At 66.0% G+C, this 25,531-nt stretch carries 24 protein-coding genes; 9 read left to right on the top strand and 15 right to left on the bottom strand.

Annotated features, from left to right (window positions below; genetic code table 11):
- Positions 1-245: 245 nt before the first annotated feature.
- The 3 genes from QA649_RS27545 to QA649_RS27535 all read right to left on the bottom strand — a co-directional run bounded on the left by QA649_RS27545 (position 246) and on the right by QA649_RS27535 (position 3,751).
- Positions 246-1,325: a D-TA family PLP-dependent enzyme gene (locus QA649_RS27545; RefSeq protein ID WP_283019944.1), complete on the bottom strand. Its 1,080-nt coding sequence runs from the start codon at positions 1,323-1,325 to the stop codon at positions 246-248.
- Between the two features lie 108 nt (positions 1,326-1,433).
- On the bottom strand, positions 1,434-3,245 hold the full coding sequence (locus QA649_RS27540; RefSeq protein ID WP_283019943.1) for an ATP-binding cassette domain-containing protein: 1,812 nt from the start codon (positions 3,243-3,245) through the stop codon (positions 1,434-1,436).
- Between the two features lie 2 nt (positions 3,246-3,247).
- Positions 3,248-3,751, bottom strand: a complete 504-nt coding sequence (locus tag QA649_RS27535) for a YaiI/YqxD family protein (protein WP_283019942.1) — start codon at positions 3,749-3,751, stop codon at positions 3,248-3,250.
- A gap of 108 nt (positions 3,752-3,859) precedes the next feature.
- Here QA649_RS27535 and QA649_RS27530 point away from each other — a divergent pair, with 108 nt between their 5' ends.
- The gene (locus QA649_RS27530) at positions 3,860-4,660 is read left to right on the top strand and encodes a hypothetical protein (protein ID WP_283019941.1); all 801 of its coding nucleotides are present in this window, start codon (positions 3,860-3,862) and stop codon (positions 4,658-4,660) included.
- 99 nt (positions 4,661-4,759) lie between these two features.
- On the opposite strand, the gene QA649_RS27525 is transcribed toward QA649_RS27530, so the two are convergent.
- Positions 4,760-7,132, bottom strand: coding sequence for a xanthine dehydrogenase family protein molybdopterin-binding subunit (locus QA649_RS27525; protein WP_283019940.1), 2,373 nt, complete (start codon positions 7,130-7,132; stop codon positions 4,760-4,762).
- 214 nt (positions 7,133-7,346) lie between these two features.
- On the opposite strand from QA649_RS27525, the gene QA649_RS27520 reads away from it, so the two are divergent.
- From QA649_RS27520 to QA649_RS27510, 3 genes are all read left to right on the top strand, one after another.
- Positions 7,347-8,420: a Ppx/GppA phosphatase family protein gene (locus tag QA649_RS27520; protein ID WP_283019939.1), complete on the top strand. Its 1,074-nt coding sequence runs from the start codon at positions 7,347-7,349 to the stop codon at positions 8,418-8,420.
- A gap of 1 nt (position 8,421) precedes the next feature.
- On the top strand, positions 8,422-9,105 hold the full coding sequence (locus QA649_RS27515) for an RlmE family RNA methyltransferase (RefSeq protein ID WP_283019938.1): 684 nt from the start codon (positions 8,422-8,424) through the stop codon (positions 9,103-9,105).
- A gap of 106 nt (positions 9,106-9,211) precedes the next feature.
- Positions 9,212-9,475 carry a hypothetical protein gene (locus QA649_RS27510; protein WP_283019937.1) on the top strand — a complete coding sequence of 88 codons (264 nt, stop codon included), beginning with the start codon at positions 9,212-9,214 and terminating at the stop codon, positions 9,473-9,475.
- A gap of 110 nt (positions 9,476-9,585) precedes the next feature.
- On the opposite strand, the gene QA649_RS27505 is transcribed toward QA649_RS27510, so the two are convergent.
- The gene (locus QA649_RS27505) at positions 9,586-11,076 is read right to left on the bottom strand and encodes an MFS transporter (RefSeq protein WP_283019936.1); all 1,491 of its coding nucleotides are present in this window, start codon (positions 11,074-11,076) and stop codon (positions 9,586-9,588) included.
- A gap of 425 nt (positions 11,077-11,501) precedes the next feature.
- Between QA649_RS27505 and guaB the strand changes: the two genes are divergently transcribed.
- From guaB to QA649_RS27490, 3 genes are all read left to right on the top strand, one after another.
- The gene (guaB, locus tag QA649_RS27500; RefSeq protein ID WP_283019935.1) at positions 11,502-12,995 is read left to right on the top strand and encodes an IMP dehydrogenase; all 1,494 of its coding nucleotides are present in this window, start codon (positions 11,502-11,504) and stop codon (positions 12,993-12,995) included.
- A gap of 303 nt (positions 12,996-13,298) precedes the next feature.
- On the top strand, positions 13,299-14,321 hold the full coding sequence (locus QA649_RS27495) for an NADP-dependent oxidoreductase (protein WP_283019934.1): 1,023 nt from the start codon (positions 13,299-13,301) through the stop codon (positions 14,319-14,321).
- Positions 14,322-14,472: 151 nt separating this feature from the next.
- Complete coding sequence (locus QA649_RS27490) at positions 14,473-14,769, top strand: hypothetical protein (protein WP_283019933.1); 297 nt, start codon at positions 14,473-14,475, stop codon at positions 14,767-14,769.
- A 9-nt stretch (positions 14,770-14,778) separates the two neighbouring features.
- Here the strand turns inward: QA649_RS27490 and QA649_RS27485 are convergent, their stop codons facing one another.
- The 10 genes from QA649_RS27485 to QA649_RS27440 form a co-directional block, all read right to left on the bottom strand.
- Positions 14,779-15,843, bottom strand: a complete 1,065-nt coding sequence (locus QA649_RS27485; RefSeq protein WP_283019932.1) for a LacI family DNA-binding transcriptional regulator — start codon at positions 15,841-15,843, stop codon at positions 14,779-14,781.
- A gap of 245 nt (positions 15,844-16,088) precedes the next feature.
- Positions 16,089-17,117, bottom strand: a complete 1,029-nt coding sequence (locus QA649_RS27480) for a succinylglutamate desuccinylase/aspartoacylase family protein (protein ID WP_283019931.1) — start codon at positions 17,115-17,117, stop codon at positions 16,089-16,091.
- Between the two features lie 62 nt (positions 17,118-17,179).
- Positions 17,180-17,524, bottom strand: coding sequence for a RidA family protein (locus QA649_RS27475; RefSeq protein ID WP_283019930.1), 345 nt, complete (start codon positions 17,522-17,524; stop codon positions 17,180-17,182).
- A 54-nt stretch (positions 17,525-17,578) separates the two neighbouring features.
- Positions 17,579-18,376: a transporter substrate-binding domain-containing protein gene (locus QA649_RS27470; protein WP_283019929.1), complete on the bottom strand. Its 798-nt coding sequence runs from the start codon at positions 18,374-18,376 to the stop codon at positions 17,579-17,581.
- A gap of 35 nt (positions 18,377-18,411) precedes the next feature.
- The gene (locus tag QA649_RS27465; protein WP_283019928.1) at positions 18,412-19,140 is read right to left on the bottom strand and encodes an amino acid ABC transporter ATP-binding protein; all 729 of its coding nucleotides are present in this window, start codon (positions 19,138-19,140) and stop codon (positions 18,412-18,414) included.
- The gene (locus QA649_RS27460; protein ID WP_271580204.1) at positions 19,127-19,777 is read right to left on the bottom strand and encodes an amino acid ABC transporter permease; all 651 of its coding nucleotides are present in this window, start codon (positions 19,775-19,777) and stop codon (positions 19,127-19,129) included. The genes QA649_RS27465 and QA649_RS27460 overlap by 14 nt, the downstream gene beginning before the upstream one ends.
- 10 nt (positions 19,778-19,787) lie before the next feature.
- A complete protein-coding gene (locus QA649_RS27455) occupies positions 19,788-20,447 on the bottom strand; it encodes an amino acid ABC transporter permease (protein WP_212337483.1) in 660 nt (219 codons plus the stop codon).
- A gap of 8 nt (positions 20,448-20,455) precedes the next feature.
- Positions 20,456-21,751, bottom strand: a complete 1,296-nt coding sequence (locus tag QA649_RS27450) for an amino acid deaminase (RefSeq protein WP_283019927.1) — start codon at positions 21,749-21,751, stop codon at positions 20,456-20,458.
- A gap of 142 nt (positions 21,752-21,893) precedes the next feature.
- Complete coding sequence (locus QA649_RS27445; protein WP_283019926.1) at positions 21,894-22,736, bottom strand: metallophosphoesterase; 843 nt, start codon at positions 22,734-22,736, stop codon at positions 21,894-21,896.
- Positions 22,737-22,804: 68 nt separating this feature from the next.
- A complete protein-coding gene (locus QA649_RS27440; protein WP_283019925.1) occupies positions 22,805-23,428 on the bottom strand; it encodes an acriflavin resistance protein in 624 nt (207 codons plus the stop codon).
- Positions 23,429-23,586: 158 nt separating this feature from the next.
- Between QA649_RS27440 and QA649_RS27435 the strand changes: the two genes are divergently transcribed.
- On the top strand, positions 23,587-24,009 hold the full coding sequence (locus tag QA649_RS27435) for an MAPEG family protein (protein WP_283019924.1): 423 nt from the start codon (positions 23,587-23,589) through the stop codon (positions 24,007-24,009).
- 35 nt (positions 24,010-24,044) lie between these two features.
- Complete coding sequence (locus QA649_RS27430; protein WP_283019923.1) at positions 24,045-25,343, top strand: RsmB/NOP family class I SAM-dependent RNA methyltransferase; 1,299 nt, start codon at positions 24,045-24,047, stop codon at positions 25,341-25,343.
- Positions 25,344-25,531: the final 188 nt, after the last annotated feature.

The raw sequence follows: 25,531 nt of genomic DNA, 5'->3' as shown, positions 1-25,531 counted from the left end.
TTGCGAGCGCAGCGAAGCAATCCAGAATCTTTCCGCGGAGGTAGTCTGGATTGCATCGTCGCAAGAGCTCCCCGCAATGACGGCTGGGAGAGATGCGCGCCTATCTTAGAAATCGTAGGGTGGGCAAAGGCGCGAAGCGCCGTGCCCACCATCTTTCGCAGTTACGAAGAGAAGTCGTGGGCACGCTTCGCTTTGCCCACTCTACGGCAGTTTGCCGCTCGAAGGATGCGCGGGCGCTCCGGCACCTAGCGCAACTTCCCCCGTGCCGCCACCGGCAGCGTGCCGATGATCTCCTCGCCGCGCACCATCACCACCTCGTCCATCATATTGACGACGACGCAGACGTGGTTCGGCACGATGCGGACGACATCGCCGACATTCGGCCGGGTATTGCTGCGGGAGAGGTCGAGGAAGCCGTGCTCCTCGGCGAATTTTGCGATTCTGGCCTCGGGGTGTTCCAGGATCAGGCCGTGGCCGTCGAGGCCGCCGGTGTCGGTCGTCAGCGTCTTCGAGCCGGCATCGAGAATGCCGCGCTCGGGCGCGGCGCGGCTGACCACGGTCGAATAGATGTGCAGCGCGCAGTCGTCCCAGGTGGCCGATCCGGCCGCGACCTGCATGCGGTCGTTATAGATGTAGGTGCCGAAGCGATGCTCGGTGCCGCCCTTGAGCTTGCCAATGTTGACGAGATTCGGCGTGCCGCCGGTCGAGACGATTTTTGCATCGAGCCCGTGCGCGCGCACGCCGGCCAGCGCCTCGTCGTAGAACTTTTGCGCGTCGGCCCAGCCGGTCTCGGTCGGGTAGAGCATGAAGCCCGCAAACTCCAATCCCTTGGACGCGGCGATCTCGCGCGCCAGCGCAATCGCCTCGGCCGGCGTCTCGACGCCGGCGCGCTTGCGCCCCGTGTCGCATTCGACGACGACCGAGAGCGGACGGCCCGAGGCCGCGGCGGCCCTCGGCAGACCGGCAACGACAGTCGAATTGTCGGCCGCGACCGTCATGTTGGTCTTGGCATTCAGCGCGCCGAGACGCGCCATCTTCTCCTCGCCCAGCAGGTTGTAGCTGATCAGGATGTCGTCGATACCGGCATTGGCCATGATCTCGGCCTCGCCGATCTTCTGGCAGGTGATGCCCTTGGCGCCCGCCGCGACCTGCATCTTGGCGATGGTCGGGTTCTTGTGCGTCTTGATGTGCGGACGGTTGGCGATGCCGGCGTCGTCGCAGGCTTGCTGGATGCGCGCGATGTTGCGCTCGACCCTGTCCATGTCGATGACGGCGCAGGGCGTGCCGTATTCACGGGCAATCTTGGCGGCAAGGGGAGTGGTCATATGATCTCTCTATTTCCGGACCCGTAGGATGGGTAGAGCGAAGCGAAACCCATCAGAACCAATTTCCGTTGTGCGATGGGTTTCGCTGCGCTCTACCCATCCTACAAGCTAAGCTTGCTCTATCTCTTCTCTAAGCATTTCGAGTTCGAGCCAGCGCTCTTCGGCGGCAGACAGTTCATCATGCGCCTTGGCAATCGCAGCCGAGGTGTCGTCGAATTTCTTGCGATCCTTGGCGTAGAGGTTGGGATCGTCGAGCACGCGCTGCAATTTTGCAATATCGGCGTGAAGCGTTTCCATCTTCTTCGGCAAGGTTTCCAGCGCGTGCTTCTCGTTGAAGCTCAGCTTCCGTTTCGGCGCCGACGACGGAGCAGGCGAGCGCTCCTCTTTCTTCTCCGCAACCGGTTGCGCCTTCGCTGTCTCGCGCTTGAGGTCGGCGCCACGTTGCGCCAGCATGTCGCTGTAACCGCCGGCATATTCGATCCATTTGCCGTTGCCTTCAGGCGCAATCACGGAGGTGACGACGCGGTCGAGGAAGTCGCGGTCGTGGCTGATCAGGATGACCGTGCCGTCGTAGTCGCCAAGCATCTCCTCGAGCACGTCGAGCGTTTCGAGATCGAGATCGTTGGTCGGCTCGTCCAGCACCAGCAGGTTCGAGGGCTTTGCCAGCGCGCGTGCCAGCATCAGGCGGCCACGCTCGCCGCCGGAGAGCACCTCCACCGGCGTGCCGCGTTGCTCCTGCGCGAACAGGAAGTCCTTCATGTAGCCGACGACATGCTTCGGCCTGCCGCCGACCATGATCTGATCGCCACGGCCACCGGTCAGGGCCTCGGCCAGCGTCGACTTGGGATCGAGGCTTTCGCGATGCTGGTCGAGCGTGGCCGTCTCCAGATTGGCCCCTAACCGCACGACGCCGGAATCCGGCTGCGCGCCGCCGGTGAGCAGATTGACCAGCGTGGTCTTGCCGGCGCCGTTCGGGCCGATGATGCCGAGCCGGTCGCCGCGCTGGATGCGGGTCGAAAAGTTCTCGACGATTTTCCGCTCGCCATAGGCCTTGGTGATGCCCTTGGCCTCGATCACCAGCTTGCCGGATTGCTCGGCTTCCGCCGCCGCGAGACTGGCGGTGCCGGCGGTGCCACGATAGTTGCGGCGCTGGGCGCGTAGCTCGTGAAGATTGGCGAGCCGCTTGACGTTGCGCTTGCGCCGGCCCGAGACGCCGTGGCGCAGCCAGTGCTCCTCGTCGACGATCTTGCGGTCGAGCTTGTGCTGGTCGCGCTCTTCTTCCGCGAGCACCTCGTCGCGCCAGGTCTCGAACGAGGCAAAGCCGCGGTCGATCTGCTTGATCCTTCCGCGGTCGAGCCAGGCCGTCGCGCGCGAGAGATTGGTGAGGAAGCGGCGGTCGTGGCTGATCAGCACCAGCGCGCTGCGTCGGCTGTCGAGCTCCTGCTCCAGCCACTCGATGGTGGAGAGGTCGAGATGGTTGGTGGGCTCGTCCAGCAGCAATATGTCGGGCGAGGGCGCCAGCACGCAGGCGAGCGCGGCGCGACGGGCCTCGCCACCGGAGAGATTGTGCGGGTTCTCCTCGCCAGTGAGGCCGAGCTGCTCGAGGAGGTAGCGCGCCTGATGATGATCGTCGCCCGGCGCGAGCCCTGACTCGACATAGGCCAGCGTGGTCTTGTGGTCGCCGAAGTCCGGCTCCTGCGGCAGATAGCGGACGGTCGCGCCGGGCTGCACGAAGCGCGTGCCAGCGTCGGGCTCGACGAGGCCCGCGGCGATTCTGAGCAGCGTCGACTTGCCCGAGCCGTTGCGGCCGATCAGGCAGACGCGCTCGCCTGGTGCGACATTGAGCTCGACGCCCGACAGCAGCGGCGTGCCGCCAAAGGTCAGCCTGATGTCTTTCAGTTGGATCAGCGGCGGCGCCATGATCAGCCTTGGCTCAAATTCTGGCTCGTTGCGGCCGCGTCAGTGCGGCGGCGCTGGATCCGGCGCAGCGTCTGGTCGAGCGCCGAGAGGAAGGCGGAACGGTCGCGCGGCGCGAACGATCGCGGGCCGCCGGTGACTTCGCCCGCGGAGCGCAGATCCGTCATCAGGTTGCGCACCGCCAGCGTCATCCCGATCGACTCCTCGGTGAACGGCTTGCCGTTCGGGGCGATTACGTCGGCCCCACGCTTCACGCAGCGGCTCGCCAGCGGAATGTCCGATGTCACGACGACGTCGCCGGGCTTGGCCCGCTCGGCGATCCAGTCGTCGGCCGCGTCCATGCCGGCGCCGGCCGCGATGCGCTCGATCAGCGGGTCCTGCGGCACGCGGATGAAATTGCCGGCGACCACGCTCACGGACACGCCGTGCCGGAGCGCGACGCGGTAGATTTCGTCCTTCACCGGACAGGCGTCGGCGTCGACATAGATGCGGGTGGGGGCGTCAGTCATTCCGCCGCGTGGTACCCCATTCGGGCCGCAAAGGCGAGGGGATTGACCGCTGTTCCCCTGACCCTACGATCGGGTCCGAAACAACAAGAAATTTGGGGAAGGCCAGCCATGCCGAACCGGCTCGAAACCTACCGTGTCGAGGCCCACAACACCGCAAAACAGTCCGAAAACAAGATGCACGACGACACGGTGGCCCGCCGCTTCGGCTTCGAGGGCGGGCTGGTCCCGGGTGTCGATGTCTTCGCCTATATGATGCACGTTCCGGTGGCGCGCTGGGGACGCGACTTCCTAAGCCGTGGGCTGGTCGAGGCGCGCTTCATCAAGCCGGTCTATGACGGCGAGGCTGCCGATGTCGACGCCACCGAGCACAATGGCCTGCTGACGATCGAGGTGTTCAGCCGCACCACGCTCTGTGCCACCGGGACTGCGTCGCTGCCGGCAGCCCTGCCAGCGATATCGCTGAGTGACTATGTCGAAGTCCCCGCGATCGCCGAGCGCAAGCCGGTCAGCCCCGCTACCTTCGAGACCGGCAAGTGGCTCGGAACGGCGCCGCGCCGCTGGGCCGGGCAGGATGCGACCGACTATCTCGCCGATGTCAGGGAGACCGATCCGATCTTCGCGCGCGAGGGGGTTGGCCATCCCGGCTTGATTCAGCGCATGATGAACCGCGCGCTGACCGATAACACCATCCTGGGTCCGTGGATCCACGTCGGCAGCCGCATGCAGCTCTTGTCCGCCGCACGCGCCGGCGACGAGATCACCGCGCGGGCGAAAGTGATCGCGAACTACGAGAAGAAAGGTCACCGCTTCGTCGAGCTCGACGCACTGGTCGTCGCCAACGGCACGACGCCGCTCGCGCACTGCCTGCACACAGCGATCTACCAGCCGCGCGAGCAGGCGGCGGCTTGATGACCAACTTCGTCATTCCGGGGCGATGCGAAGCATCGAACCCGGAATCTCGAGATTCCGGGTTCGGTCCTGCGGACCGCCCCGGAATGACGAATGCCCTTACGCCGCTTTTCCCTTTGCGTCCTCGATCGTCCGCCACACCCGTTCCGGCGTCAGCGGCATGTCGATATGCTTGATGCCGTAGTCGGAGAGCGCGTCGAGCACGGCGTTCACCACGGTCGACAGGCTGCCGGCGCAGCCGGCTTCGCCGCAGCCCTTGCTGCCGAGCGGGTTGGTCGTGGCCGGCACCGGGTGGTCACCGACGGTCATGAACGGAACGTCCTCGGCGCGGGGCAGGGCGTAGTCCATCAGTGAGCCCGTGATCGGCTGGCCGCTCTCGTCGTAACGGACATGCTCCATCAGCGCCTGGCCAATGCCCTGGACCACGCCGCCATGGAGCTGGCCTGCGACCAGCAGCGGATTGATCACCGTGCCGAAATCGTTGACCGCGCTGTAGCGCACGATCTGAACCACGCCGGTCTCCGGGTCGATCTCCACCTCGGCGACATGGCAGCCGTTCGGGAAGGCGGAGGCGACCGGTTCGCTGGTGTGGTCGACGTCGAGCGAGTCAGGGACGCCCTCCGGCACCTTGCCGTCATGCAGCTTCTTGGCGAGCTCCATGATGTCGATGCTGCGGTCGGTGCCGGCGATGGTAAAACTGCCGTCGGCGAATTCGATGTCGGCCTCGGACGCCTCCAGCATATGCGCGGCGGCGCGCTTGCCTTTTTCGATGACGAGCTTTGCGGCCCCCACAATGGCCTGGCCGCTGGCCATGATCGAGCGCGAGCCGCCGGTGCCGTTGCCGGTGTGGACGATGTCGCTGTCGCCCTGCACCAGCTTCACGCTCTCGAAGGGCACGCCGAGTTGCTCGCACAGCACCTGCGCGAACGGCGTGGCATGGCCCTGGCCGTAATCGAGCGTGCCGGTGATGAGCTGCACGGTGCCATCAGGCTCGAACACGATCTTGCCGAGCTCGGGGCTCGGCGGCGCGGTGACCTCGAGATAGGAGCCGACGGCGATGCCGCGCAGCTTGCCGGCCTTCTTGCTCTCCTTCTTGCGCTTGGCAAAATTCTCGTGGTCGGAGATGTCGAGCGCCTTGCTGAACACGGCCTGGAAGTCGCCGCTGTCATAGGTGACGCCGGACGACGCGGCGAACGGCATCTGGGTCTGCTTGATGAAGTTGCGCTTGCGCAGTGTCAGGCGATTGATGCCCATCTCGTCGGCGGCGCGGTCGATCAGCCGCTCCATGTAGTAGTTGGCCTCGGGGCGGCCGGCGCCGCGATAGGCGCCCATCAGCGTGGTGTTGGTCAGCACCGTCTTGATGTCGACGCCCATCAGCGGCGTGCAGTAGACGCTGGAGAAATTCTTGCCGGTGTTGAGCGAGAGTGGGCCCGGCGCGACGCCGGTGATGTAGGCGCCGAGATTGCCGTAGCCGGACAGCTTTGCCGCGAGGAAATGCCCCTCGGCATCGAGCGCGAGCTCGGCATGGATCTTCTGGGCGCGGCCGTGGCTGTCGGAGAGGAAGCTGGTGGAGCGCTCGTCGAGCCACTTCACCGGCCGTCCCAGTGCCTTCGCCGCGTACAGGATGCACATGTACTCGGGATAGTTGATGTTCTTCATGCCGAAGGAGCCGCCGACATTGGCGGTGAGGATGCGCACCTTCTCGTTCGGCACTTTCAGGTTCTTGGCGAGGTTGGCGCGGTTGCCCGCAACGCCCTGCGTCGGCACCTGAAGCGTGTAGCGCTCGGTCTTCTTGTCGAAGGAGGCGAGCCCAACGCGCGGCTCCATCGAGACCACGGCGACACGGGTGTTCTCGATGTCGATCCTGGTGACGTGGGCGGCGCCGGCGAAGGCCGCGTTGACCTTGTCCATGTCGCCATAATGGTAGTCGAGCGCGACATTGTTCGGGATGTGGTCGTAAAGCTGCGGCGCGCCGGGCTGGGCAGCTTCCTCGGGATCGGTCACTGCCGGCAGCGGCTCGATGTCGAGCTCGACGGCCTCGGCCCCGTCGCGCGCCTGGGCCAGCGTCTCCGCCACCACGAAGGCGACGGGATCGCCGACGAAGCGGACCTTGTCGGTCGCCAGCGGCTGGCGGTTGGTCTGGAGCAGCGGCGAGCCGTCACGGCTCTTCAGCGGCAGGCCGCAGGTGAAGGGACCATAGCCGGCGGCATCGAGGTCCTTGCCGGTCCACACCCCGAGCACACCCGGCATCGCCTTGGCGGCGTCGATACCGATGCCGCGAATGACGCCATGGGCATGGGTCGAGCGGACGACCACGGCATAGGCTTGGCCGGGCAGGTTGAAATCGTCGGTGTAGCGGCCCTTGCCGCGGACCAGGGTGTCGTCTTCCTTGCGGCGGACGGGCTGACCGACACCGTATTTTTGCAGTGCAATAGCGTTTTCGAGCGTGGACGATTTGGTGTGTTCTTGCATGGAATCGACCTGAAAAGCCGGCAAATGCGCGATTTCGCGGGGCGCTTGGAGGGGGCCGGACCCCCTTCAGATAGCCCACGGACCCGTTCACGACAACGCACGAATGGGCATGGTCCTATGTGATGCGATGTTGCGCAGGCCTGCCGCGCTGCTAATGTTTCAGGCGAAAAAGCAATTCCAGATCGGCCCGACCGGCCGCGGAAAGACAGTTTGTATGAATGACCACACGCGGCTCCGCGACGGCCATGCGCCGCACGGTGAGCTGGAGGGGTCGATGGCGGCGGTGGCGTTGGCCACCGAACCGGCCGTCCCCGCGCAAGTCGCGGGAACCGGCGTCTACGCGGCGCTGGACCTCGGCACCAACAATTGCAGGCTGCTGATCGCCTGTCCGACCCAGGACGGCTTTCGCGTGGTCGATTCCTTCTCGCGCATCATCCGGCTCGGCGAGGGGGTCTCGGCGACCGGCTCGATCAGCGATGCCGCGATCGAGCGCGCCATTGCGGCCCTCAGCATCTGCCGCGACAAGATCAATCTGCGCAAGGCGCGGCGGTTGCGGCTGATCGCCACCGAAGCCTGCCGCGCGGCGGCGAATGCGGAGGGGTTCCGCAGCCGCGTCGCGGCCGAGACCGGCATCGAGCTCGAGGTGATCGACCGCGAGACCGAGGCCGCGCTCGCCGTGCTCGGCTGCTCGCCGCTGGTCGACCCCAGGGGACGCGGCGCCATCCTGTTCGACATCGGCGGCGGCTCGACCGAGCTGGTGCGGATCGAGCGCGATCCCACCAATCCGGAGCCGCGCATAAAAGCCTGGATGTCGATCCCTTATGGCGTCGTCACGCTCGCCGAGCAGTTCGGCGGCCGCGACGTGACGCCGGAGATCTACGCCGCGATGGAGCGCGAGGTCGCAAGCCATGTCGCGCCGTTCGCCGGGGAGCACGGCCGCGATCTCGCCGACATGCACCTGCTGGGTACGTCGGGCACGGTGACGACGCTGGCCGGCATCCACCTCAACCTGCCGCGCTACGACCGCCGCCGCATCGACAGCATCTGGATGAACGATTCCGACATCACCGCGACCATCAACAAGCTGCTCGGCATGAGCTACGAGGAGCGCGCCAACAACAGCTGCATCAGCGTCGAGCGTGCCGACCTCGTGCTGGCCGGCTGCGCCATCCTCGACGCCATCCGCCGTGCCTTTCCGCTGCCGCGCCTGCGCGTCGCCGACCGCGGCCTGCGCGAGGGCATGCTGGTCGAGATGATGCGCGAGGACGGCGCGCTCAGGAGCTGGTGAGATGGCGAAAGACACCACCGGCCGCTTGCACGTCCAGGTCAAGACCGGCGGCAAGCGCAAGCTGTCGTCGAAGCTGTGGCTGGAGCGGCAGCTCAACGATCCCTATGTCGCGAAAGCCAAGGCGGCGGGCTATCGCTCGCGCGCCGCGTTCAAGCTGCTGGAGATGGACGACAAGTTCCGGCTGCTGAAATCAGGCATGGCCGTGGTCGATCTCGGCGCCGCGCCCGGCGGCTGGAGCCAGATCGCCGCCAAGCGCGTTGGATCCGTGGAAGGCAAGGGCAAGGTCGTCGCGATCGACCTGTTGGAAATGCCCGAGATCCCCGGCGTCGATTTCGCGCAGCTCGACTTCATGGACAACGACGCGCCCGAAAAGCTCACCTCGATGCTGGGCGGCGGCGCCGACGTCGTGATGTCCGATATGGCCGCCAATACGACAGGCCACCGCAAGACCGATCAGCTCCGCATCGTCGGCCTGGTCGAGACCGCGGCCGCGTTTGCCTGCGACGTGCTCAAGCCCGGCGGCACGTTCCTGGCCAAGACCTTCCAGAGCGGCGCCGATGCCGAGCTGCTCGCCCAGCTCAAGCGCGACTTCGCAACGGTGCGGCATGTGAAGCCCGCCGCGAGCCGGCAGGACTCGTCGGAGCGTTACGTGCTGGCGACGGGATTTCGCGGCGTGAACGAGTAGCCCCATACTCTGCTTTCGCCGGGACGACGGCGAAAGCATTTGAACCAACCTCCGATCCGGCCACACAAAACAGGCAGCCAATGCCTGTCTGCAGCCGGACGTCCGAATGCATTTCTTCATCTATGAGGTCGGCTATCGCATCGTCGCGCTCGCGGCTTGCATCTGGTGCGGCCGCAGGGTGTGGGACGGCGCGATCGAGCGAAAAATCACGATGTACAATACGGATTGGCTGGACTGGTGGACGCCGAACCTGGTCTTTCAGCGAGACGCCATGCCAATCCGCTACTGGATGACGATGGTGATGGCGGCGGGCAGCTCGGTCCTGTGCTTCCTTGCGGTGATCCTCGGATACTACCAGCCGGGCACCTGAGACGGTGCAGCCCCACGCTCCGTCATTGCGAGCGCAGCGAAGCAATCCAGAATCTTTCCGCGGAGGGACTCTGGATTGCTTTCGCTTCGCTCGCAATGACGGGGAGAGACCTACCCCAGCCTTTGATCCCGTACGTCCTGCGTATCCTCCGTCGCCGTCTTGACGGCGGCGCTGGCCGCGCTCTTGGCGGCGCCCTTGCGGCTTGCGACCTCGACGGCCTTGCGGCCGGAGATCTCCTGGCCGGCATCGGCGGGCATCTGCCAGAAGAACCAGCTCGAGGTCGCTGAGGTCAGCGCGATCACGACGAAGGCTGGCATAAACACGGTGGCGTTGAGCTCGCTGACATGGCTGAGCCACATCGTCGTCTCCACGGATGCTGCGCCGACGGCAACGCCGGCGGAGACCGCGAGCTGCTGGTTGACGCTGACCAGCGTGGTGGCGCGGCTCATCTGCGGGCTTTCCACATCGGCATAGGCGACCGTGTTGATGGCAGTGAACTCGAGCGAGCGGAAGAAGCCGCCGACCACCAGGATCACCATGATGATCAGCAGCGGGGTCGTCACGGTGAACAGCGCGCAGACGCCGAGGAAGAAGGCGCTGATGATCGCGTTCACCGTCATCAAATTGCGGAAGCCGAAGGTGCGGATGATCCGCGCCGCCAGCGTCTTCATGCCCATGGCCCCGAGCGAAGAGGCGAAAGTGACGAGGCCGGAATGGAACGGCGACAGGCCGAAGCCGATCTGCATCAGGAGCGGCAGCAGGAACGGCAGCGCGCCGATGCCGAGACGGAACAGGAAGCCGCCGAGAATCGCCGCGCGCAGCGTCGGCAGCTTGAGCAGCGAAAAGTCCAGCACCGGTGACCCCGTCCGCCGCGCGTGCAGGACATAGAGCGTCATCGAGATCGCGCCGCCCACGACCAGTGCGGCCACCGTGCTCCAGGGCAGGAGGTTGAGTCCGGCCACGGAGAGACCGAAAGCGATGCCGGCAAGGCCGATGCCGGCGAGCACCATGCCGTAGAGATCGAACGGCTCCTGCGTCTCGCTCTTGATCGGATCGATGAACTTCAAGGCCATGAAGATGCCGAGCAGCCCGATCGGGATGTTGATCAGGAAGATCCAGTGCCAGGACGCGTAGGTCGTGATGAAACCACCGAGCGGTGGCCCGATCACCGGGCCGATCAGGGCAGGGACCGTCACCCAGGCCATGGCATTGACCAGCGCGCTCTTGTCGACGGAGCGCAGCAGCACGAGGCGACCGACCGGCGTCATCATCGCCCCGCCCATGCCCTGCAGGATGCGCGCGAACACGAAATCGGTGACCGAGGTCGAGAGCGCGCAGCCGACCGAGCCGACCATGAACACGCCGACGGCGATCGCGAACACCATCCGCGCGCCGAAGCGGTCGGCGGTCCAGCCGCTCGCCGGGATGAACACCGCGAGCGACAGCAGGTAGGAGGTGATCGCGAGCTTCAGCGTCAGCGGGCTGGTGCCGATGTCGGCCGCAATCGCCGGCAGCGAGGTGGCGATGACAGTCGAATCCATGTTCTCCATGAAGAGAGCAGTGGCCACGATCAGCGGAATGATGCGTTGCTTGTCGACCATGACGGATCGGTAATGAAAATCAGAAAGAGGGTGGACTTGCGGCTTATCACCGTCGCCTTGTGCGGACCATTGCGGATCAACGCATAGCACCTAAATCCTGCGTAACAACGGTGTGACCCTCCCTTCAGGGTTGCGCCCGATGGCGGGACACGTCGTTCAGCTCTTGCGTCATTCCCGGGGGCTCGCGGCTTCGGCGCGCCCCGGAATGACGGTGGGCATGGGCTATCCACGCCGAATTTACCCTAAAAAAGCCTGTGCATGGCTGGCCAACGGCTCGAATTGCTTTGATTCGTCACGCGGGCGTGCTATCGACCCGCGTCAACCCCACCGATGGGCTCCGATTCTTAAGGCGATGCCGCAAGGTTCGCCGAGGGCGGCGCTCATCCATAGCTATTTGCGGCAGGGCCGCAGGAAGGAGTTGGCAGATGGCCACGGTGCAACTTCAAGGCATCCGCGAAGCCTTTACGTTCGACGACGTGCTGTTGAAGCCGGGCCTGTCGGACGTCATGCCGGGCGAGGTCGACATCCGCTCGCGCGTCACCCGCGCCATTCCGCTCAACATTCCGATCATGGCCTCGGCCATGGACACGGTCACCGAAGCCCGCATGGCGATCGCCATGGCGCAGGCCGGCGGCCTCGGTGTCATCCACCGCAATTTCGATCCCGAGGGGCAGGCCGCCCAGGTGCGGCAGGTCAAGCGCTATGAGTCGGGCATGGTGGTGAACCCGCTCACCATCAGCCCTGAAGCCAGCCTCGACGACGCGCTCAAGCTGATGAGCGATCACGGCATCTCCGGCATTCCCGTCGTCACCGGTGCGAGCAAGACCACGCCGGGCAAGCTGGTCGGCATCCTCACCAACCGCGACGTGCGCTTTGCCACCGACCGCCGGCAAAAAGTCTCCGAGCTGATGACGCATGAGGGCCTCGTCACGGTGCGCGAGAACGTCAGCCAGGACGAGGCGCGGCGGATGCTGCACCAGCATCGCATCGAGAAGCTGCTCGTCGTTGACGAGCAGTATCGCTGCGTCGGCCTCATCACCGTGAAGGACATGGAGAAGGCGGTCGCCCATCCGCTCGCCTGCAAGGACGCGCAGGGCCGCCTGCGCGTTGCCGCCGCCACTACGGTCGGCGATACCGGCTTCGAGCGCACCGAACGCCTGATCGATGCCGGCGTCGATCTCGTCGTCGTCGACACCGCGCACGGCCATTCCCGCCACGTGCTGCATGCGGTGAACCGCATCAAGCGTCTCTCCAACTCGGTGCAGGTCGTCGCCGGCAACGTCGCGACCTCGGAGGGCGCGCAGGCGCTGATCGATTCCGGTGCGGATTGCATCAAGGTCGGCATCGGCCCGGGCTCGATCTGCACCACGCGCATCGTCGCCGGCGTCGGCGTTCCCCAGCTCACCGCGATCATGGATGCGGTCGAGGCTGCAAAGAAGTCCGACATTCCCGTCATCGCCGACGGCGGCATCAAGTTCTCCGGCGATCTCGCCAAGGCGCTCGCCGCCGGCGCCGACATCGCCATGGTCGGCTCGCTGCTCGCCGGCACCGACGAGACGCCGGGCGAAGTCTTCCTGTGGCAGGGCCGTTCCTACAAGGCCTATCGCGGCATGGGTTCGGTCGGCGCGATGGCGCGCGGCTCGGCCGACCGCTACTTCCAGCAGGACATCAAGGACTCGCTCAAGCTCGTGCCTGAAGGCATCGAGGGCCAGGTGCCCTACAAGGGTCCGGTCGGCAACGTCATGCACCAGCTCGCCGGCGGCTTGCGCGCCGCCATGGGCTATGTCGGCGCCAAGGACATGAAGGAGCTGCACGAGAAGGCGAACTTCGTCCGCATCACTGGCGCCGGCCTGCGCGAAAGCCACGTCCACGACGTCACGATCACGCGCGAGGCCCCGAACTATCCGGGCGGGGGTTAGTCGCTTCACACGCCGCTGTCATGCCCCGGCTTGACCGGGGCATCCAGTACGCCGCGGCTTCTCGGTTCGATCACAGCCGCCTCTGGAATACTGGATCGCCCGCCCCAGTGCGCAATTGCGCACAAGGCGGGCGATGGCATCGAGTTCGTGACGCGCACCTGCCACAAGCTCGTCATTGCGAGGAGCTCGCGACAAAATTGCGTAGCAATTTTGCGCTGATGCGACGAAGCAATCCAGAGCTTTTGTGTTGACGCGACTGGATTGCTTCGCTTCGCTCGCAATGACAGAAAAGTGGAGGAAGCCATGTCCCAAGGCAAACGCATCGTTCTCGCCGCGCGTCCCGTCGGCGAACCCAAACCGTCCGATTTCCGCATCGAGGAATTCGCAGTGCCGACACCCGGCGCAGGCGAAGTCCTGCTGCGCACGATCTGGCTCTCGCTCGATCCCTATATGCGCGGCCGCATGAGCGAGGGGCCGTCCTACGCCGCGCCGGTGCCGATCGGCGGCGTGATGGAAGGCGAGGCGGTCAGTGAGGTCGCGGCCTCGAACAATCCCGACTTCGCCAAAGGCGACATCGTCCGCATCCGCTCCGGCTGGCAGACCCATGCGATCTCGAACGGCAAGGGCCTGATCAAGGTCGATCCCAAGCTCGGGCCGATCTCGACGTCCATCGGTGTGCTCGGCATGCCTGGCATGACGGCGTATACGGGCCTGCTCGACATCGGCAAGCCGCAACCGGGCGAGACCGTCGTCGTCGCCGGCGCCTCCGGCGCAGTCGGCTCGGCCGTGGGGCAGATCGCGAAGATCAAGGGCGCACGCGCGGTCGGCATCGCCGGCGGCAAGGACAAGTGCGACTACGTGGTGAAGGAGCTCGGCTTCGACGAGTGCCTCGATCATCGCGAAACCGATTTTCCGGCCAAGCTGAAATTCGCCTGCCCGAACGGCATCGACGTCTATTTCGAGAATGTCGGCGGTGCCGTGTTCGAGGCGGTGTTCCCGCTGCTCAACCCGTTCGCCCGCGTGCCGGTCTGCGGCCTGATCGCCCATTACAACGACACCGAGGCCAAGCCGCCGAAATGGGCAGCATCCATGATGCGCGCGACCCTGACCAAGCGGCTGACCTTCCGCGGCTTCATCGTCTCCGACTTCGCCAGTCGCCACGGCGACTTCCTGCGCGACATGTCCGGCTGGGTCCGCGACGGCAAGGTCAAGTACAAGGAGTTCGTCACTGAGGGCCTGGACAGCGCCCCCGGCGCCTTCATGGGCCTGCTGAAGGGGGCCAATTTCGGCAAGCAGCTGGTCCGGGTCGGGCCGGACAAGGCCTGATCTGGCCGCATCCAGCCCCCATCGGGCGGTGGATGGTTAAGAAAGAGTCACCAAATGGTCACACCTGCCCGCAAAAGCCGCAGGTGTGACCGCGTGTTCATTGACGGACCGGCGAAGGCATTGAATCATCGCGCATATTTCAGGTGCTGCGATGTTAGAGATTGTTCTTTTCTGCGTAATCCTCCTGGCCGCCGGCTATTGGGCGACGATGTTCGTCATGGGCCGCCGCGACGACGTCATCCATGGCAAGTTCGTTCATGCCGAGGAGGAAGAGGGGGATTTCACGCCAGCCGCGATGCCGGCGCCGCCGCCGTTCCCGAAGCGCCCGGTGAAAGTTGCGCAGCGCGCCAGCATGCAGCCCGCGATCGCCGACTCCAAGCCGGTGGACAGCGCAACGCTGCAATCCCTGCTAGCTGCGATCCAGCAGGATCTCAAGACCGTCGCTTAAGTCCCGCGCTCAGACGCTGCCGCGCTCGATCAGGGACAATTCGACCGCGAGCCGCTGCTCGGCTGCCGGCGCGCCGGCGAGCCGGGCCAAAAGCAATTCCCCCGCAATCCGCCCCAGGGCCGTCGCATCGAACGAGATGGTGGTGAGGCCAGGCGTGATCTGGTCGGCGACGTCGTTGTCGCCGAAGCCGAGCACGGCGAGATCGCGCGGCACCGACAGGCCGCGGGCGCGGGCCTCGATCAGCGCGCCGGTCGCCAGCAGATCGTTGGCGCAGAACACGGCGTCGACCTCGCCGCCGCGCGCGAGCAGGGCGGTGAAGGCGGCACGGCCGTCGACGAGGCCCGTGATCTCGCCGACACCGATCTCATGGACGATCTCGAGGCCGAGCTTTGCCGCTGCCGTGCGAAAACCGTCGCGGCGGAGCGCGCCACGGCCGCTGTTGCGGCCGATGAAGGCGACGCGGCGATGTCCGGCCTCCGCCAGCCTCTGCGCCGCCATGGCGCCGGCATCCGCATTGGGCAGGCCGACCAGCATGTCGATGGGATCGCGCGGAAACGCCCAGGTCTCGATCACGGGAATGCCGAGCTCGGCCAGCGCTGAGCGGTTCTCCTCGAGCTCGATCACGCCGGTGAACATCACCGCGGCGGGGCGGATGCCGCGCAGCGACTGGATCATCGCGACCTCCTTGGCATAGGAGTAGGAGGTCTGGCCGACCAGCACCTCGAAGCCTTCCGGCTCCAGCGTCGCGGCGAAGCTGCGCACCGCGAGGCCGAACTGCTGGCTGAGGATGTTGGAGACGAAGGCGACGACGACGTTCGACCGGCCCGAGCGCAGCGCGCGCGCATGCGGGTTGGAGGCGTACCCGGTCGCCTCGATCACCTCGAGGATGCGCTCGCGGGTCTTTCGATTGACCTTCTCGGGGTGGCGCAGCACCCGCGACACCGTGATCGGCGCGACGCCGGCCCGCTCCGCTACTTCCTCGATGCGCGGCGGCCGTCCGGTCGCATTGCTGCGGCCGGGCGGCGCCGGAATGCGCACCACGTCGTCATAGCCTGGCTTTGCCGGATCGGTCATCGAATCCCTGAAGAGTCCAACATAGCTTAGAGCATGGTGAGATCAGAGTTCATTGCAACCTCGACGACGCTGCGCTCCCTCCCACGCTTGCGGGGGAGGGGTGGGGAGAGGGTGTCTCCGCGTCGGGATCGTCCAAGGCTTACGGACGAAATCCCCAAGAGGAGAAAACCCTCACCCGGATCGCTTTCGCGACCTCTCCCGCAAGCGGGAGAGGGGCAGCGAGTTCGCCGCGGCACCTGTTCACGTCACCGCGCAGGCAACTCCTCACGCGACAACGCACGGCCGACCTGGACGAGACAGTCGCCGCTCTGGCTGTCGGTGTGCAGCCGCTGCGAGATCACGATGCCGTCGGCGGGGAAGCGCAGCACCTCTTCGGCAAGCTCGGGACGCTCGAAGTCGTGATACCAGCCGGCGATGTCGCCGGCCTTGACCCGCGCACCGACGGTGACGGCGGGCTCGAACCAGCCACGGCGCGTCGCGAACACCGCCTGGGCGTGGCTCTGCAGCGCCAGCAGTTCAGTGGCGCGCTCGACCGGCGCATGCGGCCCCAGCACGGGCGCCTGGACGAGGCCGAGCGCGAGCAGCAGGCGATCGACCGCGCGCGCGGTGAACGCCATGGTCTGCGGCGTGACGGTGCCGCCGCCGCCGAATTCGCCCGACAGCCCGATCGCGCCGGCGCGCGCGGCCGCCGCCATCGAGGTCGGCGCCGTGGCGCCGTTCTCGGCGACGAAAGCGAAGGGCATGCCGAGCCCTTCCATCAGGCGCAGCGCGTGGCCGAACATCTCGGGCGGGCCCTGCCTTTCGATCAGCGCGCAAGGCACATGCGCCATCGAGGTGCCGCCGGAATGGATGTCGAACACGACGTCGTGGCGCGGAAACAGCTCGTGCTCGAGGAAATGCGCCAGGCGGAAGGTCGGCGTGCCCGCGGCATCGCCCGGGAAGGCGCGGTTGAGATTGCCCTCGTCGAGCGGCGAGCGGCGGCGCGCTGCCATCACGGCCGGCCAATTGGCGAAGGGCAGGATGGTGATCTCGCCCTTGATGTCCTTCGCGTTGAGCCGGCGGTACAGCCGCGTCAGCGTGATCTCGCCCTCATATTCGTCGCCGTGATTGCCGGCCATCAACAGCAGTTTTGGTCCGGCGCCGTTCTTGATCCGGAAGATCGGGATCTTGAGCTGGAAGTAGGGGGAGCGGTCGATCGAGAAGGGAATGCCGAGATGGCCGGACCATTTCTGGTCCTTCTCGAAGTCGATCTCGTGAAAAAGTCCGGTATGCATGGCTTGCCTCGAGGCCGCGTCGTCGCCGACGCCGGCCGAAGGTTGAAGAAAAAGCGGCGCCGTTACAGCAAGGCGACCGCGGTCATCTCGACGCGCAAATCGGGATCGGCGAGCCGGGCTTCGACGCAGGCGCGCGCCGGCGGGTTGGCCGGATCGATCCAGGCGTCGTAGACCGAGTTCATGGTGTCGAAGTCGGTGATGTGCGGCAGGAAGACGTTGACCGCGATCAGCTTGGAGCGGTCGGTGCCGGCTTCCTTCAGGAGCGCGTCGATCTTGGCCAGCACCTGCTGGGTCTGCGACACGATGCCCGCCTTGCGGTCATCTGCGACCTGGCCTGCGATATGCACCATGCCGCTTGCGGCGACGGCCTGGCTCATGCGCGAGCCGACGACGTAACGCTTGATCATCTCAATTCTCCTCGTGAAGGTCGGCTCCCGCTGATGCGGGAGCCGTGTGCGAGCTTACAGGGTCGGAAGCGACTGCTCTTCCTTGAACCATTTCAGCTGAAGTGCGCCGAGCTTGCCGTTCAGCTTGTTGAAGAAGATGTCGGTGTTGATCCAGTTGAGCAGGTTCTGCTCGCCCTGGCGCACGCCGACATGGGCCGGCGACTGGCGGATCAGGAATTTCAGCTCGACCTCCTTGGTCGGGTTCTGGTCCTGGACCTTCAGCGCAATGGCGCTGTTCTCCGCGAACGTGTCGGCCTGTCCGGCGAGATAGGCTGCGATAGCGGCCGGGGTGTCCTCGAAGCGCACCAGCTTTACCTTCGGGGCGTTGTCGGTGAGCCAGACGTCGAGCGTCGAGCCCTTGGCCACCGCAACGCTGCGGCCGTCGAGATTGTCGGGCTTCTTGCCGGTGGCTGAGGGAAGCGATTTTGCGCCATAGACGCCGAGATTCACCACGGCGTAGGGCTGCGAGAACATCACCTGCTGGGCGCGCTCGGGCGTTGCGCCGAGGCCTGCGATCAGCATGTCGATCTTGTCCGACAAGAGGCTCGGGATGCGAGCGGCGCCCGTCACCGGCACGAGCTCGAGCTTCACGCCCATGTCGGCGGCGATCAGTTTTGCAAGATCGGCGTCGAGGCCGGCGATTTCGCCCTTGTCGTCCTTGAAGCCCCACGGCGCGGCATCGGTGAGGATGCCGACGCGAATCTTGCCGGCGCCGAGCACGTCCTGGAGCTTGTCGGCCTTGGCAAGGTTCGGTGCGGCGAGAACGGCAAGCGCCGCGGCAGCGATGGTGAAGAGGGACTTCAACTTTCTCATAGCTCTCTCCTGGTGACGGATTTGGTGGACGATGATCATTTCGCGGAAGCGATGAAGCTTGCGAGCTCGGGAGTTTCAGGGTTGGCAAACAGTTTGGCCGGCGGTCCCTGTTCCCAGACGCGGCCCTGGTGCATGAAGACGATGCGGTTGGCGACGTTGCGGGCAAAGCCCATCTCGTGGGTGACGAGGATCATGGTCATGCCCTGCTTCGCCATCGCCTCCATCACCTTCAGGACTTCGCCGACGAGCTCGGGGTCGAGCGCGGAGGTCACCTCGTCGAACAGCATGAGGTGAGGGGACATGGCGAGGCAGCGCGCGATGGCGACGCGCTGCTGCTGGCCGCCGGAGAGCTGCTCCGGCCAGGCGTCGATCTTGTCGGAGAGGCCGACGCGGGTGAGCACATCCTCAGCCAGCGCACGTGCTTTCGCTTTCTCGATACGCCCGGTGAGCAGCGGGGCGAGCGTGATGTTGCGCTCGACCTTCAGATGCGGAAACAAATTGAAGGCCTGGAACACGATGCCGACGCGCTGACGGAATTTCTTCAGGTCAGGCATCTTGGCGTGGACCTTCTGGCCCTCGACCCGGATCTCGCCGGAATCGACGCTCTCCAGCGCGTTAATGCAACGGAGCAGCGTCGACTTGCCCGAGCCGGAGCGGCCGATGATGGTGACGATCTCGCCTTCCTCGACATCGAGCGAGACGCCCTTGAGCACCTCGACCTTGCCGAATGTCTTGTGCACGTCGCGGATTTCAACGAGAGCCATCGAGGCGGGCCTCCAGGGAGCGGGACCAGAGCGTGAGCGGCAGGCACAGCGCGAAATAGATCGCAGCGACCAGCGCGTAGGTGAGCAGCGGCTGGAACGTCGCCGCGCTCACCACCTGTCCGGCGCGGGCAAGCTCGACGAAGCCGAGGATCGAGGCGAGCGAGGTGCCCTTGATGAGCTGCACCAGGAAGCCGACGGTCGGCGGCAGCGACAGCCGCAGCGCCTGCGGCGCGATGATGTGGCGGAACTGCTGCCAGGCGGAGAGGCCGAGGCAGGCGCCGGCTTCCCATTGCGCCTGCTTCACGGCCTCCAGCCCGCCGCGCCAGATCTCGCCGAGGAAGGCGGCGGTGTAGAGCGTGTAGGCGACGGTCACGGCGACAAGCGCCGGCACCTGGATGCCGAGGAAAACCGGCATGCCGAAATAGAAGAAGAACAAGAGGCCAAGCAGCGGCACGCTCTGGATCACCTGGATGCAAGCCGCCATCGCCCAGCGCAGGCCCGCGAACCGGCTGATGCGGCCGAGCGCAAGCCCGAGCGCCAGCGGCGCGCCGAAGGCGAGCGCGAGCGCGACGAGTGCGACGGTCCAGCGCAGTGCTGCGAACAGCGAGACGAAATCGATGAGGGAGAAGGATCGCATCGCTGGTCCCTCAGCGCCGCCGCGGCCAGCGGAAGGCCGCCAGACTGATGATGGCGAACAGCGCCTTGAACGACATCGCCATCGCGAAATAGACCGCGCAGATCACCGCATAGACCTCGAAGCTGCGATAGGTGCGGCTCTCGATGAAGCCGGCGACATGAAACAGCTCGTCGGCGGCGACCTGCGAAGCGAGCGAGGTTCCGAGCAGCAAAAGGACGAACTGGCTGGTCACGGCCGGATAGGCGTTGCGCAGCGCCGGCGGCAGGATGATGTGGCGGAACACCTGCCAGCCCGACAGTCCGAGGCACTGGCCGGCCTCCACCTGGCTGCGGGGAATGGAATCGAGGCCGGCGCGAATGATCTCGACGGAGTAGGCGCCGAAATAGAGCGACAGCGCGACGGCGGCGGCCTCGAAGGCCGGCAGCTTCAGGCCGAAGTTCGGCAGCACGAAAAAGACGATGAAGATCTGGATCAGCGACGGCGTGTTGCGGAACAGCTCGATGTATCCGCGCACCAGCCAGCGCAGCGGCGTGATGCGCCCCTTCAGCGCGACCGCGCCGGCGATGCCGATCACGAGCCCGGCCAGCGCCGAGATCACCGTCAGCTCCAGCGTGACGATGGCGCCGTCGATGAGCTGGTTCTGATAGCGCCAGAGCGGCAGGAAATTCATCGCCGCTCTCAGCCGAACTGGGTGGGAAGGGCGCGCGTCACGACGCCGTCGACGTCGAGGCCGAAGATGACGCGCCAGCGGTCGAGACAGGTGCAGGGATGCGAGATGCCGAAGGCGATGATGTCGCCGACCGCAAGCGCACTCTCGGGCGCAACCGACAGGAACGCATGCTGGTCGTTGAGGCGGGTGACCGACAAGGTCTCAGCGAGCCCGTTCCGCTCGACACCGTCGCGGAAGATGCTGAGCGGCACCGGCAGTCCCTGATCGAAGGAAGCATCGCGCATGCCGAAGCCTGCAATCGCGAGACCGGCCTCCGGCCGCGACAGCACTTCGGCCCAGAGCGTCAGCGCGGGGCGAAAACTGTCGGACGCAGAGTGTCGTATGCCGTCGATGAGAAGACCGCCGCGCCGGTCGAGTTCGGCGAAGGCGCGGCCATAGATGCCGTGATCGGCGAAGAACAGCGCACCGGAGCGCAGCACGACGGTCGCGTTGCCGTCGGCCTGGGCGACTGGCGCGAGCGCGCGGGCCACGACATCGAAATAGGCCGAGCCGCCGGCGCTGATGATCAGCGGCAGGCGCGGCGCGGCGGCGCGTACCATGGCCAAGGCCTCGATGGTCCGTTTCATCAGCGCTGCGATCGCGTGCATGGTATTGTCGGCGTCGGGCGTGGCGACCGCGCCCTCGTAGGTCGCGACGCCGCCGAGCACGAGTCGGTCGGCCGCGAGCACCGCGGCAATCGTTGCCTCAATCGCGGCGCGGTCGCGCGCGCCGGCCCGGCCCGCACCGAGTTCGACCAGCACGGACAGCTCGCGCCGGTTCGCGACGCGCGCCGCCTCGGCCAGTGCTGCGACCGCTGCCGGTGAATCTGCGAAGGCGTGAAACTCAACGTCGGGATAGGCGCTGAGCAGCGCGCCCAGCCGCCGGCCGGCCGCGAGCCCGCCAATCTCGTTGGCGAGGAGCAGGCGCCGCTCGCCGCTCGCGAGCAGCACGGCGGCCTGCTGGATGTTGGCAACCGTCGTGCCCCAGGCACCAGCTACGCGCAGCGAGCGCGCCAGCTCCGGCGACATCGGCGTCTTGGCGTGGGGCGCGACGGCAACGCCGGCGCTCTTGCACCATTTCAGGAAGAGGTCGCGGTTGGCGGCGAAGGCGGCTTCATCAAGGGTGAGAGCGGGCAGGGCGAGATCGCCGCGCGCGGGCGACCAGCGCTGGCTGCCGATGTCCTCGGTGGCGACGCCATCGACCAGGGGAATGCCCCGAATGGTCGTCGAAAGGCGTTGGCTATCCCACCGGGACAAGAACTGCATCGTCGCTCCCTCAGCGGCCCTTGACCGCTGGAATGAACGATATGTTCGTATGACAACGTTGTCATTAGCCAAATATAGCCAATCTGGGGACAAATTCGATGCATTACGGTATTTAGATAGGGGTTCGTGCCATCGGATTGAGCTAATGCTCGCCGCCCATCTGGAGGAGGACTTCCTCGATATCGATGTCGGCCTGGCCTGCGGCCCTGACGTGGCGGACCTCGAAACTGTCCGGCCGGAAGCGGTACTCTACGAGGCCGGTCTCCTTGATCGCGATGCGGTCCTGGCGGGCATCGTTGATCCTGAAGCCCACCGACGGCGCCCAGACGTGGCGCGTATAGCGGAAGGTGAAGTCGCGGCGCTGATGCACGTGACCGCTGGCGATGAGGCGCAGATCGACACGCGCGAACATCTCGATCAACCGCGCCCGCGCCGGCTGCGGCACGTAGCGGATCGAGGTCTCCGGCGTCTCGGGATCGTCGGGCAGGTTGAGAAACAGCGGCTTATGCAGGAACAGCGCGACCGGCCCGCCGTTCACGCGCGCGATCTCCTGAGACAGCCAGTCGAACTGTTCGGTCTCGAAGGCGAGGCCTGAGTTCATCACCAGCGTGTTGAGGCCGATGAAGCGCCAGCCGGCGGCTTCGAACGACCAATGGTCTTCGCCGATGATGTCGCAGAACTGCCGACGATGCGCTTCCGTGACCGGCGGCTTCGGCGCAGGCCCGATCGCAGTCGGATTGTCGCCGATGTCGTGATTGCCGGGGATGTAGCGACAGGCGACGGGCAGGGCGTTATGCAGACCCTTCGCGAATTCAACATCGTCGCGGCTTGTCGGCCCGTCGAAGGAAACGTCGCCGGTGTTGATGACGAGATCGGGCCGCTCGGTGTCGATGTGCGCGCAGACACGATGGAAGTTTTCGATCAGGCCGGGGAAGCGCCGGCCGAGATGGGTGTCGGAAATCTGCGTGAGGCGAAATTCGGACATGGGTGAAGTATCGACCGGCGAAACGTCGGAACGATGACACGCGCGCAAAATCCGAGACCGAACAAAGTTTAAAGCACGCGATAACGGATCGTGTAGGCGTCCTGCGGAGCGACGCTGCCAGCCAGCGGCGAGGCAATGCGGTCGGCGAGGTGCCAGGGGCCGAACTCTACGGTGCGATGCGGCTCGGCAGGCAGGCGCAGGCGGAATTCGAACGTGCCCTTGCCGGGCAGGTTCACGACCAGCACGCGGTCCGCGGTGCGGTGGTTGAGCCCGACCGCGCCGCGCAGCACAGCGCGGCCGTCGGCGAGATCGCGCACGCCGTCGACCAGCGCCAGGGTCTGGTTGCGGTCGGTGTGCAGCTCGATCTGGCTGTCGTTCACCGCCGCCAGCGTCTCGCGGGGCATGCGGATCTCGAACTCGACTGCCGGCTTGGACGGGTTGAGGCCGAGATAGGCGAGCGCGGCGTGGCGCATGTCGTAGGCCGCAAAGGCGAGGAGGACGACGGCGGCGAGCGTGGCGAGGCCGTGCCTGGCGACGTCGCGCCAGGTTCGGTAGCTGAGGCGGAAATACACCGTCATCGCCAGCGCCACCGCGAGTGCCGTGGCGATACCTGCCAGCGCCGACATCACGATGCCGCGCCGGCCGTCCGAGGATTCGGCCAAAGTGCCCATCAAGCCGGACAAGGTGTTCATGGCGCTGGTCTCACCTTGCGCCCCAAAGGGGGCGAAATTGCTTTAACAATCAGCGGTTGGTCGCAAGAGCGGGAACACCGGTTCAACTCGCTGATTGTCAGCGTGAGAAGTCGCGGCTAATGACGGTCCGCGGCGATCCGCCTTACGGGAAAGTTCCGATGTCCGTCCAAATGGTCCTGCTGCCTGTCTTCGTGCAGGTCGGTCTCACCTTCGCGCTCCTGATCGGGATGGTCTTCGCGCGCCGCCGCTCGCTGGTCTCGGGCGAGACGAAGATCCGCGACATTGCGCTCGGCGAGCCGAACTGGCCCAAGGACGCCACCCAGATCGGCAATTGCTACCGCAACCAGTTCGAGCTGCCGGTGCTGTTCTACGCCCTGATCGCGCTGGCGCTGCCCTTGCGCCACGCCGATCTCTTCATCGTGCTGATGTCCTGGGTGTTCGTGGTGGCGCGCTTTGCCCATGCCGGCGTGTTCGTCTCCTCCAACGATCTCGGCCGCCGCTCCACGGTCTGGCTCGCCGGCGCGCTGGTGCTGCTGGCGATGTGGATCTATTTCGCGCTGAGAATGCTCCTGGTGATCTGAGCCTTATGCGCCGGATCTAATCTGAAAGATTTGAAATGACCCCCGCTGCCCGGCTGTCCGCAGCCATTGAACTGATCGACACCATCGAGAGAGACCGTGTGCCCGCGGCCAAGGCGCTGAAGGAGTGGGGCACCGCGCACCGCTTTGCCGGCTCGGGCGACCGTGCCGCCATCGCCGGCCTCGTCTGGGACGTGCTGCGCCGCTACGCCTCGAGCGCGTACCTGATGGACGCCGACACCGCGCGCGCGCGGTTGATCGGCATGCTCCGCCTCGAGCGCGATATGGATACGGCGACCATGGCCGCGTTGTTCGACGGCAGCCGGTTTGCGCCGACGCCGCTGACCGGGGCCGAGGAGGCTGCGCTCGCCTCGCGCTCCCTGAAGGACGCCCCTGCCGCTGTCGCCGGCGATTATCCGGAATGGCTCGATCCGCATTTCGCAAAGGTGTTCGGCGATACCCGCGCGGCGGAGACGGCCGCGATGGCGAGCCGGGCGCCGCTGGACTTGCGCGTCAACACGCTAAAATCCAATCGCGACAAGGTGCTGAAGGCGCTTGCTCATCTTCATGCGAAACCGACGCATTGGTCCGCAACCGGCCTGCGCATCGAGCTTTCGGCCGATGCGCGCAACCCCGGCATCCAGGCGGAAGAGGATTTCATCAAGGGCGCGATTGAAGTGCAGGATGAAGGATCGCAGCTTGCGGCCCAGTTCACCGCGGCAAAACCCGGCGAGCAGGTGATCGATCTCTGCGCCGGCGCCGGCGGCAAGACGCTGGCGCTCGCGGCCCTGATGCAGGGCAAGGGCCGGCTGATCGCGACCGACCGCGACAAGCGCCAGCTTGCCCCGATCCACGAGCGCCTCTCGCGCGCCGGTGTCCACAATGCCGATATCCGCACGCCCAAGGGCGAGGCCGATCCGCTTTCCGACATCCGAAGTTCCGCCGACCTCGTCGTGATCGACGCGCCCTGCTCGGGAACCGGAACCTGGCGCCGCAACCCCGACGCCAAATGGCGCATGCGTCCGGGCGCGCTGGAGATCCGCCTGCGCGACCAGGCCGAGGTGCTGGAGCGCACGGTTCCCTTGGTGAAGCCGGGCGGCCGCATCGCCTACATCACCTGCTCGGTGCTGTCGGAAGAGAACGGCGAGCAGGTGAGGGCGTTCGTCGGCCGCCATCCCGAGTTCACGGTGGTGCCGCCCGAGCAGACCGCGAGCGTGCTCTGGGACAAGGCCGAGGCGTTCGCCGACGCCGCGCTGCAGTCGGCCGAGGGCTGGCTGATGACGCCGCGGCGGACGGGAACCGACGGGTTTTTCGTCTCGGTGCTGAAGAGGGCGTAGGTCTCGTAGGGCGGGCAATGGCGCGCCCTTCGCGCGCTGTGCCCACCATCTCTCAAACATCTGAGAAGGACGTGGGCACGCTTCGCTTTGCCCACCCTACGGCACCACGGCACCAATGATCGACGTTGTCATTCCACCCAAAAAGCAAAAGCCCCGCAGACCGGTCCCGGTCGCGGGGCTTTCGAGTT

It is taken from the genome of Bradyrhizobium sp. CB1717, from assembly GCF_029714325.1.
Taxonomy (GTDB): Bacteria; Pseudomonadota; Alphaproteobacteria; order Rhizobiales; family Xanthobacteraceae; genus Bradyrhizobium.
The sequence above is the reverse complement of the archived record's forward strand: the minus strand, read 5'-3'. Positions and strand labels throughout refer to the sequence as shown.

What these genes read in the sequence shown, in the direction of transcription:
- QA649_RS27545 (WP_283019944.1), bottom strand. Translation starts at nt 1,325, where the DNA reads ATGACCACTCCCCTTGCCGCCAAGATTGCCCGTGAATACGGCACGCCC.
- QA649_RS27540 (WP_283019943.1), bottom strand. Translation starts at nt 3,245, where the DNA reads ATGGCGCCGCCGCTGATCCAACTGAAAGACATCAGGCTGACCTTTGGC.
- QA649_RS27535 (WP_283019942.1), bottom strand. Translation starts at nt 3,751, where the DNA reads ATGACTGACGCCCCCACCCGCATCTATGTCGACGCCGACGCCTGTCCG.
- QA649_RS27530 (WP_283019941.1), top strand. Translation starts at nt 3,860, where the DNA reads ATGCCGAACCGGCTCGAAACCTACCGTGTCGAGGCCCACAACACCGCA.
- QA649_RS27525 (WP_283019940.1), bottom strand. Translation starts at nt 7,132, where the DNA reads ATGCAAGAACACACCAAATCGTCCACGCTCGAAAACGCTATTGCACTG.
- QA649_RS27520 (WP_283019939.1), top strand. Translation starts at nt 7,347, where the DNA reads ATGAATGACCACACGCGGCTCCGCGACGGCCATGCGCCGCACGGTGAG.
- QA649_RS27515 (WP_283019938.1), top strand. Translation starts at nt 8,422, where the DNA reads ATGGCGAAAGACACCACCGGCCGCTTGCACGTCCAGGTCAAGACCGGC.
- QA649_RS27510 (WP_283019937.1), top strand. Translation starts at nt 9,212, where the DNA reads ATGCATTTCTTCATCTATGAGGTCGGCTATCGCATCGTCGCGCTCGCG.
- QA649_RS27505 (WP_283019936.1), bottom strand. Translation starts at nt 11,076, where the DNA reads ATGGTCGACAAGCAACGCATCATTCCGCTGATCGTGGCCACTGCTCTC.
- guaB (WP_283019935.1), top strand. Translation starts at nt 11,502, where the DNA reads ATGGCCACGGTGCAACTTCAAGGCATCCGCGAAGCCTTTACGTTCGAC.
- QA649_RS27495 (WP_283019934.1), top strand. Translation starts at nt 13,299, where the DNA reads ATGTCCCAAGGCAAACGCATCGTTCTCGCCGCGCGTCCCGTCGGCGAA.
- QA649_RS27490 (WP_283019933.1), top strand. Translation starts at nt 14,473, where the DNA reads ATGTTAGAGATTGTTCTTTTCTGCGTAATCCTCCTGGCCGCCGGCTAT.
- QA649_RS27485 (WP_283019932.1), bottom strand. Translation starts at nt 15,843, where the DNA reads ATGACCGATCCGGCAAAGCCAGGCTATGACGACGTGGTGCGCATTCCG.
- QA649_RS27480 (WP_283019931.1), bottom strand. Translation starts at nt 17,117, where the DNA reads ATGCATACCGGACTTTTTCACGAGATCGACTTCGAGAAGGACCAGAAA.
- QA649_RS27475 (WP_283019930.1), bottom strand. Translation starts at nt 17,524, where the DNA reads ATGATCAAGCGTTACGTCGTCGGCTCGCGCATGAGCCAGGCCGTCGCC.
- QA649_RS27470 (WP_283019929.1), bottom strand. Translation starts at nt 18,376, where the DNA reads ATGAGAAAGTTGAAGTCCCTCTTCACCATCGCTGCCGCGGCGCTTGCC.
- QA649_RS27465 (WP_283019928.1), bottom strand. Translation starts at nt 19,140, where the DNA reads ATGGCTCTCGTTGAAATCCGCGACGTGCACAAGACATTCGGCAAGGTC.
- QA649_RS27460 (WP_271580204.1), bottom strand. Translation starts at nt 19,777, where the DNA reads ATGCGATCCTTCTCCCTCATCGATTTCGTCTCGCTGTTCGCAGCACTG.
- QA649_RS27455 (WP_212337483.1), bottom strand. Translation starts at nt 20,447, where the DNA reads ATGAATTTCCTGCCGCTCTGGCGCTATCAGAACCAGCTCATCGACGGC.
- QA649_RS27450 (WP_283019927.1), bottom strand. Translation starts at nt 21,751, where the DNA reads ATGCAGTTCTTGTCCCGGTGGGATAGCCAACGCCTTTCGACGACCATT.
- QA649_RS27445 (WP_283019926.1), bottom strand. Translation starts at nt 22,736, where the DNA reads ATGTCCGAATTTCGCCTCACGCAGATTTCCGACACCCATCTCGGCCGG.
- QA649_RS27440 (WP_283019925.1), bottom strand. Translation starts at nt 23,428, where the DNA reads ATGAACACCTTGTCCGGCTTGATGGGCACTTTGGCCGAATCCTCGGAC.
- QA649_RS27435 (WP_283019924.1), top strand. Translation starts at nt 23,587, where the DNA reads ATGTCCGTCCAAATGGTCCTGCTGCCTGTCTTCGTGCAGGTCGGTCTC.
- QA649_RS27430 (WP_283019923.1), top strand. Translation starts at nt 24,045, where the DNA reads ATGACCCCCGCTGCCCGGCTGTCCGCAGCCATTGAACTGATCGACACC.